Origin of the sequence: Veillonella sp. oral taxon 158 (genome assembly GCF_018376515.1) — a bacterium.
Lineage (GTDB): Bacteria > Bacillota > Negativicutes > Veillonellales > Veillonellaceae > Veillonella > Veillonella rogosae.
Map to the genome: position 1 here is coordinate 1 of NZ_JAHABE010000021.1, position 13971 is coordinate 13971.

The window sequence follows — 13971 nt, forward strand, 5'->3', positions numbered from 1 at the left end:
ATTATGAATTAATCATGCTCTTATTACAGGTAATAACTGTGGTTATTGCCTTTGGGGCATTAATAGCGCTTATTTGTCTCACAAAAGACAAATAGCCCTCCATTACCTAGTGTAACTAGATAACTGAAAGGCCATTTCCTAATGTTTTACTTTTTTCGAGATGCGCCTGACGTTACGACTCGTCTGACTATCTACTTATATTATAAGGATAAAGATATATATCGTCAAATTAAGATAAACCTTATATATACTAATTAGAGAAAACTCCTACACAATCTAAAATATAAATAGATAATAGGCACAGTCTTATTTGCATAGTATACTTATGCTATTAAGTTACTTTTACTATGTATATGATTAGATAGAGAATAGCGAATGAGTACATTTAAATACATTTTTAAAATTATACTAGTGCTTTATATTAAGTATTTGCTCGTTTCTCTATGGATAGGCTCCATAGAGGCGTTTATTCATAGCTTACAGAAACCTGACTTAACGCCGTACTTATACCCATTAGGGAGTTATGACTTAGAAATGATTTTTCTCTTTGGTAATATCCTCTTTATTCCTTGGCTTGTTCTATGGTGTAAACGATTACCACTAGCCTTTAATAAACCTAAAGTATATTATAGGGCTAAAGCGTGGATACAATCTAAGAAAGAGCAGGCACTGATTTATAAAGTCATCATTAATAGTCTAGTGGTTTTACTAGCATCGTGTCTTTTGATATATATTATTATCGCCATTGGAACGTTGCTTGCATTAATTCCTTACTTTATATATGCTATATTTCATTACATATTTTATTTCCGATCTCTATTCATTTAAATATCTTACATGTCTGATTCATATGAATAGAATAAACACTTAAATATAAAATTATTAATAATAGGCACGACCTTGTTTGCATAGTATACTTATGCTAATAAGGTTGTGCTTATTTATGTTGTAAATGTGAGAGAAGAAAAGAAGAGAGGGTTGTATGTTACGTAAAAGTATAATCGTGATGGCATTAACGGCTGCTTTCACCATGAATGTAAGCGCTGTGCAGATCGAAGTCCCAGCCGGACAGCCACCTATGCCAGGTGCTGATGCGAGCATTCCTGCCAATGCATATGAGAATTATCGGGCCGGTAGCTTGAGTAATATAGGAACTAGTGATGTTATAAAGTTAGATTCTAAATCTGAAAAGGATAGGGAAATGTTTATAACCGACTGGGGGCTAACACGAGATGAAGTTAATGAGATAGCAAGTGGTTCTAAAAAGGTGATGGATTTAATCGCTAATGAGTCTGCAGTTGTATTATTGCATGATGATCGTACTAACATTCGCGCATCTGTTCCTGGACTACTATTAGCAAGTAAATACTATCCAAAACTCAGTGATGGTGAACGTTTATCTATTGTAAGAGAACATTCCGTGTTTTTTGCAATCGGCACGAAACAGAATTATGATAATACATTAAGCAAACTAAAATCGGAGCGAAAAGGGCAGTTTATATATCCCGGTATCACACATGGTAAATGGGCTATTGAAACAGAGTCTTTTGGCGAAAATACGCCTGCTATGGTTGCCGTAGTTGGTTTAGATAATCAGCCAAATCAAGAATATATGATAGGGCTTAGCTACAAAAATCAGCCCGTTACCGACAAGCTTGAGCGCGTTATGAGTAATTATGTGATTCCATCGATTCGCTCTTTAGATGATATGGATCAGTATAGTGAAAGCATCAACTGGGATAATCTTATGTATCGTATTCCTAAAGGGCTTAAACTAATAGCACAGAAATCGCTAACGGACTCTACTGAAATAAGGGACTATCGTGGAGCGGGTATACGATTTGTTGTGGCCAAGAAACCAGTAAAAGTAGAAGATAAATACATGTATTCCTTTTTAAACGAACTTGTAGAAGTAAAACCAGAGCGCCAGATAATAGGTGATGCGCCTATTCAGGCAGCATCTGTTTGGAATAATGGCGTGCCTAGTCTTTTAGTAGATAATTATCAACCAGGGAAAAAATCTATAATGCATCGATTCTTATACGATGACAAGAATGTATATATTATGAGTCTAGTTTATATTGATGGAGCTGTACCATATTCTCATATTCAGCTACGCAATACTTTAGAATATTCTGACTTTGCAAATGTTGAAACATTGAGAAATAAGGTAATCCGCATTCAAAGTCAAGAAAGAATGTAATACGAAAATGTTATACGGTTGTGTGTATTTAGTTTGTAAATTTTAAGAGGGTTTTATGTTACGTAAAAGTATAATCATGATGGCATTAGCAGCTGCTTTCACCATGAATGTCAACGCTGTACAGATTGAAGTGCCAAAGTGGCAACCACCCGTTCCAGGTGCGGATGCAAGTATTCCTGCTAATGCTTACGAAAATTATTCCCATATTAATGAAAAGGCAATACAAGAGGCGGAGATATTTAGCGCTAAAGTACAGAAAAATGTGGAGAAACCCAAGGTTGCGATAGAAAAGGTATTTAAGGAGAAAACTGGATTGGCTCAAGCTGTTAAGCTAGGGGAATTCTCAGAATCTACTGTTATCTTACTTCATGAAGGAAAAAATAATATTCGTTTATCTGTGCCAAATATTAGCTTGCGTGGAGATACGGTTGAATCTAAATCGAGTGATGGGCTTTTATTTGCTGTTCATGGTTATACAGGCATTTTATTGGTAGGGCCACCACATGGTAAGAAGATTAATAAATATATACAGAATGAGGGAATATATACATATCCAGGGTTAGAGAATGCATCTTGGAAAATTTTTAAAGGTAAGACACATGTGATGTATACGGAGTTTACGCCAAGTAAGACAAAAACGACATATGGTATTACGTATCTTGGTGGCGGCGATGTGAAGGATCCATACCAAGATAAATTTGCTGAAGTAGTAATGAGTAATTATATTATTCCATCTATTGAGCCTTTGTCTGGGCTAGATAATTATAGCCATGTTAAGCATTGGGACAATTTCAGCTATCGTATTCCTAAAAAGGCTAAGCTGGTGAGCGAAGCTATGGAAGATAATAAATATGAGGTTCGTACTTATGAAGATGTAGGGGTTAAAATTCGTGTATTGCGCTTTCGAATAGATCCTAATATTGTTGATAAAAGCTTAGCAAAAAAACAAATTTTTACCTTTTTGAATAAATATGGTGACCTTGAGGCTCCTACACAGTATGCAACAGTTTGGAATAATGGTCTTCCAGGATTCTTAATTGATCGATATAAACCTAATGGTGAGTCCTATTTGCGCCATTTTACAAAGGATTCTGAATATTATTATAGTTATCGCATTGATTATGATGAAAGCAAATCTCTGTATAAACATAAACAATTGCGCGATATGGTTGAGTATATAGGCTTTGATAATGCTGAAAGTTTACGAAAAAAAACGCAGTGGCGTATAGATAATAGCCATAAAAAGAAATTTGATACGGATCTAAGCTTTAATCAGTGGTATATGGAATGGATTAATATATTAGCTCAATAAGAAATTTTGTTTTTTATTTGCCTTACAAAAAGCAAATAGCCCTCCGTTACCGCATGGTAGCTAAGTAAACAGAAAGGCCATTTCCTAATTTTTTACTGATTTAGAGATGAGCCTGACGTTGCGACTCGTCTGACTATCTACTTATATTATAGGGATAAAGATATATATCGTCAAAGTGAGATATATCTGTATAACTATAAGTTTCATGAAAAATTAATGAATTTATTTGTTGTTTTATGCTAAAATGAAGGTAATTATACGGTGATTGGCGACTTATAGATTATATGTACTGTTTAAATAGTAAATTATGGCAATAAAAAATCTCAATTCCGAAGAATTGAGAGTAGGTGCCCTACGTCGGGCGGCCCGAAGGCATTGTAAATAAATTTGTATTTGAACTCGTAATGTAATTCTGTAAACCTCCAAAACTAATTGGATTACTTATAGTATAATTAAGCATTTGATGAATGTCAATTATTAATTTCCCAAGGAGAGGTCTTATGGAAATGCAAACATCGAAACAACTCATCTCAAGTCATTTGAAAGAATATCCGATTAAGGATTATTTTGTAGGACTAGATATTGGTACAAGCTCTGTCGGTTGGGCAGTAACGAATAAGTTATATGAGTTATTAAAATTCAGATCTCATAAAATGTGGGGTAGTCGTTTGTTTGATGAAGCCGAATCAGCTGTAGGACGTCGTAGTTTTCGTTCTATACGTCGTCGTTTGGAGCGTCGTAAATTACGATTAAAATTATTAGAAGAATTATTTGCTGATGCTATGGCACAGGTGGATTCTACATTCTTCATACGTCTTCATGAAAGTAAATATCACTATGAAGATAAAACGACTGGTCATAGCTCTAAACATATTTTATTTATCGATAAAGACTATACAGATCAAGATTACTTCAAAGAGTATCCTACTATTTATCACTTACGTGCGGAATTGATGAAGTCTGGTACTGATGATATTCGCAAACTATTTTTAGCAGTACATCATATTTTAAAATACCGTGGCAACTTCCTTTATGAAGGTGCTACATTTGATTCTAATGCTTCAACCCTTGATGATGTTCTTAAACAAGCTTTAGAAAATATTACATTTAATTGCTTTGACTGTAATTCTGCTATTAGCTCTATAGGTCAGATTCTTATGGACGCTAGTAAAACAAAATCTGATAAAGCAAAGGCTATCGAACGTCTAGTTGATACATATATAGCTACTGATACAGAAGATTCTTCAAGTAAAACTCAAAAAGAACAGGTCAAAGAGGATAAAAAAAGACTGAAAGCATTTGCTAATTTAGTGTTAGGTTTATCTGCTAGCCTTACAGACTTGTTCGGCTCTGTAGAGGAGTTAGACGATGACCTTAAAAAGCTTCAAATAACAGGAGATACATATGACGATAAACGTGATGAACTAGCTAAAGTTTGGGGCGATGAGGTTCATATCATTGATGATTGTAAATCTGTATATGATGCTATTATTTTGATGTCCATCAAGGAACCAGGTCTTACTATTTCTGAATCTAAGGTAAAAGCTTTTAACAAGCATAAAGAGGATTTAGTTATACTGAAATCTTTATTAAAGACTGATAGAAGCATTTATAATACGATGTTCAAGGCAGATGAAAAAGGTTTACACAACTATGTGCACTATATTAAACAAGGTCGTAAAGAGGAAACGAGTTGTAACCGCGAAGATTTTTATAAGTACACCAAGAAGATAGTTGAGGGATTACCGGATTCTAAGGATAAAGAATATATTCTTAGTGAAATTGAATTACAAACGTTATTGCCATTGCAACGGATTAAAGATAATGGTGTTATTCCGTATCAATTACATTTGGAAGAACTTAAAACTATTTTTAAGACCTGTGGAGCTAAATTCCCATTCTTGAATGAAGTAGCAGACGGTTATTCTGTAGCAGAGAAGCTCATTAAAATGCTTGAGTTCCGCATTCCTTATTATGTAGGCCCTTTAAATACTTATCATAATGTAGAAAAGGGTGGTTTTGCATGGGCTGTTCGTAAAGCTAGTGGACGTGTTACTCCGTGGAATTTTGATGATAAGATTGATCGAGAAAAATCAGCAGCAGCTTTTATCAAGAATCTTACTAATAAATGTACATACCTATTAGGTGAAGATGTGTTGCCCAAATCCTCTCTTTTATATAGTGAGTTCATGTTACTTAATGAGCTAAATAATATACGTATTGATGGCAAACCATTAGAGACGGCGGTAAAAGAACATATTATTGAAGCTGTATTTAAGCAAGACCATAAGAAGATGACCAAAAATCGTATAGAACAGTTCTTGAAGGATAATAATTATATCCATAACAAGCATAAACCAGATATTACGGGTATTGATGGGGAAATTAAAAATGATCTGACATCCTATCGTGATATGGTTCGTATTTTAGGGACTAATTTTGATAGATCTATGGCTGAAGACATCATTATGGATATAACTATCTTTGGTGAAAGTAAAAAAATGTTGCGAGAAACATTGCGTAATAAATTTGCTTCGCACCTTGATGATGAAACTATCAAAAAACTTTCAAAATTAAGATATCGAGATTGGGGCCGTCTCTCTAAAAAATTACTGAATGGTATAGAGGGCTGCGATAAAGCTGGTGATGGTACACCTGAAACAATAATTGAATTGATGCGCAATTTTAGCTATAACTTGATGGAACTATTAGGAGATAAATTCTCCTTTATGGAACGTATTCAAGAGATAAATGATAAATTGACAGAAGGTCAAGTAGTAGATCCTCAAGATATTATTGATGAATTGGCGCTCCCGCCTGCAGTTAAACGTGCGGTATGGCAAGCTTTGCGTATCGTTGATGAGGTTATACATATAAAAAAAGCGTTACCATCTCGTATCTTTGTAGAGGTAACGCGGTCTAATAAAACAGAGAAAAAGAAAAAGGATTCTCGTCAAAAACGATTGTCTGATTTATATGCGGCGATTAAAAAGGATGAAGCCTTATTAAGTGGGCTAAAGGACACAGAGTTTGAAGGTCTGAAGTCAGGATTAGCTAGCTATGATGATGCGGCTTTGAGAAGTAAAAAACTCTATTTATACTACACTCAAATGGGGCGTTGTGCTTACACAGGGAATATTATAGATTTAAATTTATTAAATACAGATAACTATGATATTGATCATATTTATCCTCGCAGTCTTACAAAAGATGATAGCTTTGATAATTTAGTATTATGTGAGCGTACTGCGAATGCTAAAAAGTCGGATACGTATCCAATAGACAATACGATTCAAACTAACCAAAAGGCATTCTGGTCATTCTTGAAACATCAAGGCCTTATTAGTGAACGAAAATATGAGCGTCTAACTCGCAACACTCCTCTTACAGCTGATGATCTAAGTGGTTTTATTGCTCGTCAATTAGTTGAAACTAATCAATCAGTTAAGGCAGCTACAACATTACTGCGTCGTCTTTACCCAGAAATTGATGTAGTCTTTGTAAAGGCTGAAAATGTAACAGACTTCCGTCATGATAATAACTTTATCAAGGTTCGCTCATTGAACCACCATCATCACGCTAAAGATGCATATTTAAATATCGTAGTAGGCAATGTGTACCATGAAAAATTCACACGTAACTTCCGTGCATTCTTCAAAAAGAATGGTGCTAATCGTACATACAACTTAGCGAAGATGTTTAACTATGACGTGAAATACACTAATGCTAAAGATGGTAAAGCTTGGGATATAAAAACAAGTATGGACATCGTTAAGAAAATGATGGATAGCAATGATGTTCGTGTTACAAAACGATTGCTAGAACAATCTGGTGCCTTAGCTGATGCAACTGTATATAAAGCCACTGTCGCAGCGAAGGCTAATGATGGTGCTTATATTGGCATGAAAACAAAATCCAGTGTATTTGCAGATGTAACTAAATATGGTGGCATGACAAAAATTAAGAATGCCTATTCTATTATTGTTCAATATATTGGTAAAAAGGGTGAAGTTGTTAAAGAGATTGTGCCACTACCAATTTATTTAACAAATCGAAATATAACAGATCAAGATTTGATTGATTATGTAGCCTCTATCACTCCAGAAGCGAAAGATATCTCTATTATTTATAGAAAGCTATGTATTAATCAACTTGTTAAGGTTAATGGATTCTACTACTATTTGGGCGGAAAAACTAGTAATTCGATATGTATTGACAATGCAATTCAAGTTTTGTTGTCAAATGAGTTTCTAATATATGCAAAACTCTTAGATAAAGTTAATACTTTACGTAAATCAGATCCAAGTATTAATATTCAGAATATTAGTACGTTAAGTCCATTTGCTAAGGAGCAAATTTCTATCACTATCAATGATAATCTTAAGTTTTATGATTATTTGGTGGAGAAACTAAATAGTAATATATATATAAAAATGAAAGGGAATAAAGCTAGTGATTTGATAGATATAGGACGAGAGAAATTTAAGGGAATTGATGTTAGTAGTCAATGTATTTTATTATTAGAAATATTAAATATGTTAACAAATATGAAAACTACTTATGATATTAAATCACTAGGTTTCAGTACATCTAGAACAAAAATTGCTTTAAAGGTTAGTACTTTAGATGAATTTAAAATTATAAATCAATCTATTACTGGTCTATATTCTAGTGAAATTACTATAGTTTAAAGCGTGGGGTTAGTGTTAGGGGTTATTATGAGTTGGCGTACAGTAGTCATAGGTAGTCGTTCTAAGTTAGATTTTAAAATGAATTACATGATTATTCGCAAAGACTTTGAAACGACTAAAGTATATATTGATGAAATCTATATGTTGATTATTGAATCTACGGCGGTGAGTCTCACCGCCGTACTCCTAAATGAGTTGATTAAAAAGAAGGTAGCTATTGTCTTTTGTGATGAGAAACGTAACCCTGCTAGTGAGGTTCTTCCCTTACACGGTAGTCATAATAGTAGTAAACGCTGTCGGGAGCAGGCTGAGTGGTCGAAAGATTTGCAAGCTTATATTTGGACTGAAATTGTACGGCATAAAATTATGAATCAAGCCGACTTATTGCAGCATCAAGAGTTAGCTGAGGCAGAGTTGTTATATCAATATTTAGATGAGTTGACCTTAAATGATGAAACTCAACGTGAAGGACATGCTGCAAAGGTATATTTCAATGCTTTGTTTGGAAAATCATTTTCTCGGGAACAAGATAATCCTATTAATGCAGCCCTTAATTATGGATATGCTATATTACTTTCCGCAGTAAATCGGGAGATTTTATCCTTAGGATATATTACCCAGTTAGGGCTAAATCACTGCAATCAATTTAATCCGTATAATCTAGGATCCGATTTAATGGAACCATTGCGTGGGTTTGTTGATGCGGTAGTTATCAAATTAAGACCTACAGAGTTTGACAGCAATGTAAAGCTTTCACTTATAGAACTTTTATCTGAAGATGTAAAGATAAATGATACTGTTCAAACTTTTAGTGCTGCAATTCGGATTTATTGTAAAAGTGTATTTGATGCATTGCGTACTCACGATGTTAATCAGATTAGGTTTATAGAATATGAGCTATAGATTTATGAGAATACTAGTGATGTTTGACTTGCCGACGTTAACATCGGAAGATCGAAAAGAATATAGGAATTTTAGAAAGTACTTAATTGTATCTGGCTTCCTTATGTTACAAGAGTCTGTATATTCAAAGTTAGTTCTTAATACAACTAGTGCTAATCTTATCATGGAACATGTACGAAAAAATAAGCCGCCTAGTGGGAGCTTATTTATGTTAACTGTTACAGAAAAGCAGTTTTCCAGAATGGAAATTGTAGTTGGAGATAAGCAAAGTGAAGTTATAGATTCAACAGAGAGGGTGCTCATGATATGAAATTGATGTATCAAGATTCTATATTGGATTTTGAAATATCTTATGATAAGGTAACGGTGATATCTTTTGAAGATCGTAAAGTATTTCGACGTATGGTTACAGAGCTTGATATACAGTGTGATGGTGGTGAGGGGCCGTGGATTTTAAATGACAAGGATAAAGCCTTTAGTATAGATAAATATAGTCATATAATACTGAACCCACTATATGTGGATGTAAATAGTAAAACTCTGTTAACTAAATTACAAAACCAGTTATCTAAAGAAGCTTTATTAATGACAGAAGAGGTAGCCGATATTGTTAATCGATTACATTCGTTTTACTACTCTTTAGAATTTGGATATCCTTTATCGATTCAACATAAACTTGAAATTGGTACTGCTGAACTTATTAAATTAGGAAGTTTTAATTTTGAGTTTAATCGTAAAGGAGATATTATGAATCTAATGTCCTATATAGAAGTGGTAGATACATTATTATCTCCTATGTTATATATTGTAGTTAATTTAGATTTAGTTTTAAGTGATGATGAACTTAATGCATTTTATCAAAATATACTGAGTCGGCAATTACGGTTAGTTTCTCTAACAACAGGATCTTTAAACAAAGAAAAACTTGATAAAAGCCTTATAAATGGGTATATTTTAGATAATGATTTCTGTGTTATTTAAAGAGAATACAGAATTACACCTGGTGGTAGCCCGAGTTACTCTTGAGCCTCAAATTTAATTTGGGGTTTGAGAGTAGTGTAATTCTGTAAACCTCTAAAACAATACTCAAGGTCAAACCACATACAAAACAGTTTGAGAGTAGTGTAATTCTGTAAACCTCTAAAACGCTAAATTAGAGGATAAAGAAGTTATTGTAGTTTGAGAGTAGTGTAATTCTGTAAACCTCTAAAACACCGATGACGAAACGTCGCTCATAGCATTTGTTTGAGAGTAGTGTAATTCTGTAAACCTCTAAAACTTTATCTTTAAAGATACTCTTTAAGTCTTCGTTTGAGAGTAGTGTAATTCTGTAAACCTCTAAAACTGGCGGTGCTGCTGGTGGTGGTAAATCGTAGTTTGAGAGTAGTGTAATTCTGTAAACCTCTAAAACAATATAGCTAACATTTTAACACAATTAAGAGTTTGAGAGTAGTGTAATTCTGTAAACCTCTAAAACGTGCTTGTTGTTGTTGTTCCATAAGTTGTTGTTTGAGAGTAGTGTAATTCTGTAAACCTCTAAAACTATAGTTTTCTTCCGTTACTACAAGTCCTTGTTTGAGAGTAGTGTAATTCTGTAAACCTCTAAAACATCAATGCTGCTTCGAATGCTGCAAGGCTGGTTTGAGAGTAGTGTAATTCTGTAAACCTCTAAAACTTCATTATTTAACATTAATTCTCTTACGAAGTTTGAGAGTAGTGTAATTCTGTAAACCTCTAAAACGAGTGCTAATCTTATTGAAGGTAGCCTTTGGTTTGAGAGTAGTGTAATTCTGTAAACCTCTAAAACTAATAGAGATTTGTCCGTTACCATTACCGCGTTTGAGAGTAGTGTAATTCTGTAAACCTCTAAAACAGGTGTTAACACCTCACAAAGCACGTACGCGTTTGAGAGTAGTGTAATTCTGTAAACCTCTAAAACCATTTACATTTTTTACATCGTCGCTATTAAGTTTGAGAGTAGTGTAATTCTGTAAACCTCTAAAACTGAATAATTGTTTGCGTGTCTAATCGGCTTGTTTGAGAGTAGTGTAATTCTGTAAACCTCTAAAACAAGTCTGGCTATCAAATCATTCTTATGGCTGTTTGAGAGTAGTGTAATTCTGTAAACCTCTAAAACATTTTTTCTTGAATAGGATACGTTTTATCAGTTTGAGAGTAGTGTAATTCTGTAAACCTCTAAAACTCAATACGACTGTTTCTGTCGGCGTAGAGCGTTTGAGAGTAGTGTAATTCTGTAAACCTCTAAAACAATACGCATTTGCAGTCAATATCACATGGCGTTTGAGAGTAGTGTAATTCTGTAAACCTCTAAAACTAGATGCTAATTCAACCATGATAGGTACTAGTTTGAGAGTAGTGTAATTCTGTAAACCTCTAAAACGCAGCGCCCTGTGTTCCTTGTTTCGGTAGTGTTTGAGAGTAGTGTAATTCTGTAAACCTCTAAAACACGCGTGGCGCCGTATTTGTAGCGCTCATAGTTTGAGAGTAGTGTAATTCTGTAAACCTCTAAAACATTGCGTGAGTACATCGACGGCAAAAGCGCGTTTGAGAGTAGTGTAATTCTGTAAACCTCTAAAACTCGTGCGGTGCTTGCCTCGTTGCGGTAGTTGTTTGAGAGTAGTGTAATTCTGTAAACCTCTAAAACAATCATTTTGTTACTTCTCTATTTTCACTAGTTTGAGAGTAGTGTAATTCTGTAAACCTCTAAAACTTGTTCAAACAATCGCTTCTGCCCGGTGTCGTTTGAGAGTAGTGTAATTCTGTAAACCTCTAAAACGTTAATGGCAATACTGCATACTTTGATATAGTTTGAGAGTAGTGTAATTCTGTAAACCTCTAAAACAGACATAGTCAGTTAAATAACTGCCGAGCGGTTTGAGAGTAGTGTAATTCTGTAAACCTCTAAAACTAACCTATTGCATTGCTACAGCCGGAGCATGTTTGAGAGTAGTGTAATTCTGTAAACCTCTAAAACGATATAGGAGCTTACACAGTTATTAAGCTGGTTTGAGAGTAGTGTAATTCTGTAAACCTCTAAAACAATGAAAACACTAAAAGAGAAAGTCAACGTGTTTGAGAGTAGTGTAATTCTGTAAACCTCTAAAACGACGCCACCTTTTTGATTGATAAATGCGATGTTTGAGAGTAGTGTAATTCTGTAAACCTCTAAAACACTGTTTGTAAGCTATCGCCTAGTAACGCCGTTTGAGAGTAGTGTAATTCTGTAAACCTCTAAAACTCCTCGATTTTATCTGAGGTTTTGTCAATCGTTTGAGAGTAGTGTAATTCTGTAAACCTCTAAAATATGTTGCCCCTCCTCATTCTTATAGATGAGGTTTGAGAGTAGTGTAATTCTGTAAACCTCTAAAACAAGATATTATTTATCTTTCGTTACACTCATGTTTGAGAGTAGTGTAATTCTGTAAACCTCTAAAACCCTACTTATACAGATCAGACAGCTCATGTAGTTTGAGAGTAGTGTAATTCTGTAAACCTCTAAAACATCGGTGGTAAAGGCTTCCGTACTTACATTGTTTGAGAGTAGTGTAATTCTGTAAACCTCTAAAACAGTACTGTTTCAACGCTATTGTCAGCCAAGGTTTGAGAGTAGTGTAATTCTGTAAACCTCTAAAACAATGCCGTGGCAGAGGAATGTGAAGATATAGTTTGAGAGTAGTGTAATTCTGTAAACCTCTAAAACAGCGTGAAGCAAGATTAGAGAAAGCATTTAGTTTGAGAGTAGTGTAATTCTGTAAACCTCTAAAACGTTGTACCATGTCCTCAGCTTTTTCGGTCAGTTTGAGAGTAGTGTAATTCTGTAAACCTCTAAAACTAAAGGATTTTACGACGTATTTATCGTAAGCGTTTGAGAGTAGTGTAATTCTGTAAACCTCTAAAACAGCGTTTTAGAGTTTTGTTACATGATTGTGGTTTGAGAGTAGTGTAATTCTGTAAACCTCTAAAACCGACGCCTAAACGTTCTTTATTATCCACCTGTTTGAGAGTAGTGTAATTCTGTAAACCTCTAAAACAAACCACCCCTTATGCTAAATCATATCACTGTTTGAGAGTAGTGTAATTCTGTAAACCTCTAAAACTAGTAAGGCGGTTAAGAAATGAAGCTACAGGTTTGAGAGTAGTGTAATTCTGTAAACCTCTAAAACGCATCTTAACATCCGAAGGGATACAAAACAGTTTGAGAGTAGTGTAATTCTGTAAACCTCTAAAACTGACTACACATTGAAATGATGATAAAAGTCGTTTGAGAGTAGTGTAATTCTGTAAACCTCTAAAACCCTAAAAATCGCTTTGCTGCAATTCGTGTTGTTTGAGAGTAGTGTAAATCTGTAAACCTCTAAAACTGGCTACACTAACAATGTTAAGTCCTGGTGGTTTGAGAGTAGTGTAATTCTGTAAACCTCTAAATCTATCATCGAGGAAATTCAAGGAATTAACGAGTTTGAGAGTAGTGTAATTCTGTAAATCTCTAAAACAAGACATTTATCATCTTTCGTTACACTCATGTTTGAGAGTAGTGTAATTCTGTAAACCTCTAAAACATATTTCTTTACACCCTCTACACCATCACCGTTTGAGAGTAGTGCAATTCTGTTTTTAGTTTCCAAAGTTAAAAATCGATTTTTGATTGTGGATAAGATCGACTTCTATTACCTATGCCCTTTTAAATGCATTTTGAGTTTTATCTTGTAAAGCTATATTGTCAAATTGTGATAAATATAAATTTCTTAAATTGCAATATGAAATTGAACACTCTGTAAATCCATAACTTTATTAACTTCTTCAATGAAGACTTCTTGAGGCGTTTTGTAATTCAACAGCTT

Annotated in this window: 6 protein-coding genes and 1 CRISPR repeat array; all 6 genes read left to right on the forward strand. The window is 34.2% G+C overall.

The window, feature by feature from the left end; genetic code table 11:
- Positions 1 to 982 precede the first annotated feature (982 nt).
- The 6 genes from KH364_RS09110 to csn2 all read left to right on the forward strand — a co-directional run bounded on the left by KH364_RS09110 (position 983) and on the right by csn2 (position 10090).
- Positions 983 to 2203, forward strand: a complete 1221-nt coding sequence (locus KH364_RS09110; protein ID WP_273299390.1) for a hypothetical protein — start codon at positions 983 to 985, stop codon at positions 2201 to 2203.
- Between the two features lie 55 nt (positions 2204 to 2258).
- Positions 2259 to 3515 carry a hypothetical protein gene (locus KH364_RS09115; RefSeq protein WP_273299391.1) on the forward strand — a complete coding sequence of 419 codons (1257 nt, stop codon included), beginning with the start codon at positions 2259 to 2261 and terminating at the stop codon, positions 3513 to 3515.
- 500 nt (positions 3516 to 4015) lie between these two features.
- The gene (cas9, locus tag KH364_RS09120) at positions 4016 to 8206 is read left to right on the forward strand and encodes a type II CRISPR RNA-guided endonuclease Cas9 (RefSeq protein ID WP_273299392.1); all 4191 of its coding nucleotides are present in this window, start codon (positions 4016 to 4018) and stop codon (positions 8204 to 8206) included.
- Positions 8207 to 8233: 27 nt separating this feature from the next.
- Positions 8234 to 9109, forward strand: a complete 876-nt coding sequence (cas1, locus tag KH364_RS09125; protein WP_273299393.1) for a type II CRISPR-associated endonuclease Cas1 — start codon at positions 8234 to 8236, stop codon at positions 9107 to 9109.
- Between the two features lie 4 nt (positions 9110 to 9113).
- Positions 9114 to 9419: a CRISPR-associated endonuclease Cas2 gene (gene cas2, locus KH364_RS09130; RefSeq protein WP_273299394.1), complete on the forward strand. Its 306-nt coding sequence runs from the start codon at positions 9114 to 9116 to the stop codon at positions 9417 to 9419.
- Positions 9416 to 10090 (forward strand): type II-A CRISPR-associated protein Csn2, encoded by a 675-nt coding sequence (gene csn2, locus KH364_RS09135; RefSeq protein WP_273299395.1) that lies wholly within the window; start codon positions 9416 to 9418, stop codon positions 10088 to 10090. Before cas2 ends, csn2 begins: the two co-directional genes overlap by 4 nt.
- 64 nt (positions 10091 to 10154) lie before the next feature.
- Positions 10155 to 13755: a CRISPR direct-repeat array (repeat unit 36 nt; unit sequence GTTTGAGAGTAGTGTAATTCTGTAAACCTCTAAAAC).
- The last annotated feature ends 216 nt before the right edge of the window (positions 13756 to 13971 follow it).

Excerpts from the sequence above, each read along its gene's own strand:
- KH364_RS09110 (WP_273299390.1), top strand. The coding sequence starts at position 983 with ATGTTACGTAAAAGTATAATCGTGATGGCATTAACGGCTGCTTTCACC.
- KH364_RS09115 (WP_273299391.1), top strand. The coding sequence starts at position 2,259 with ATGTTACGTAAAAGTATAATCATGATGGCATTAGCAGCTGCTTTCACC.
- cas9 (WP_273299392.1), top strand. The coding sequence starts at position 4,016 with ATGGAAATGCAAACATCGAAACAACTCATCTCAAGTCATTTGAAAGAA.
- cas1 (WP_273299393.1), top strand. The coding sequence starts at position 8,234 with ATGAGTTGGCGTACAGTAGTCATAGGTAGTCGTTCTAAGTTAGATTTT.
- cas2 (WP_273299394.1), top strand. The coding sequence starts at position 9,114 with ATGAGAATACTAGTGATGTTTGACTTGCCGACGTTAACATCGGAAGAT.
- csn2 (WP_273299395.1), top strand. The coding sequence starts at position 9,416 with ATGAAATTGATGTATCAAGATTCTATATTGGATTTTGAAATATCTTAT.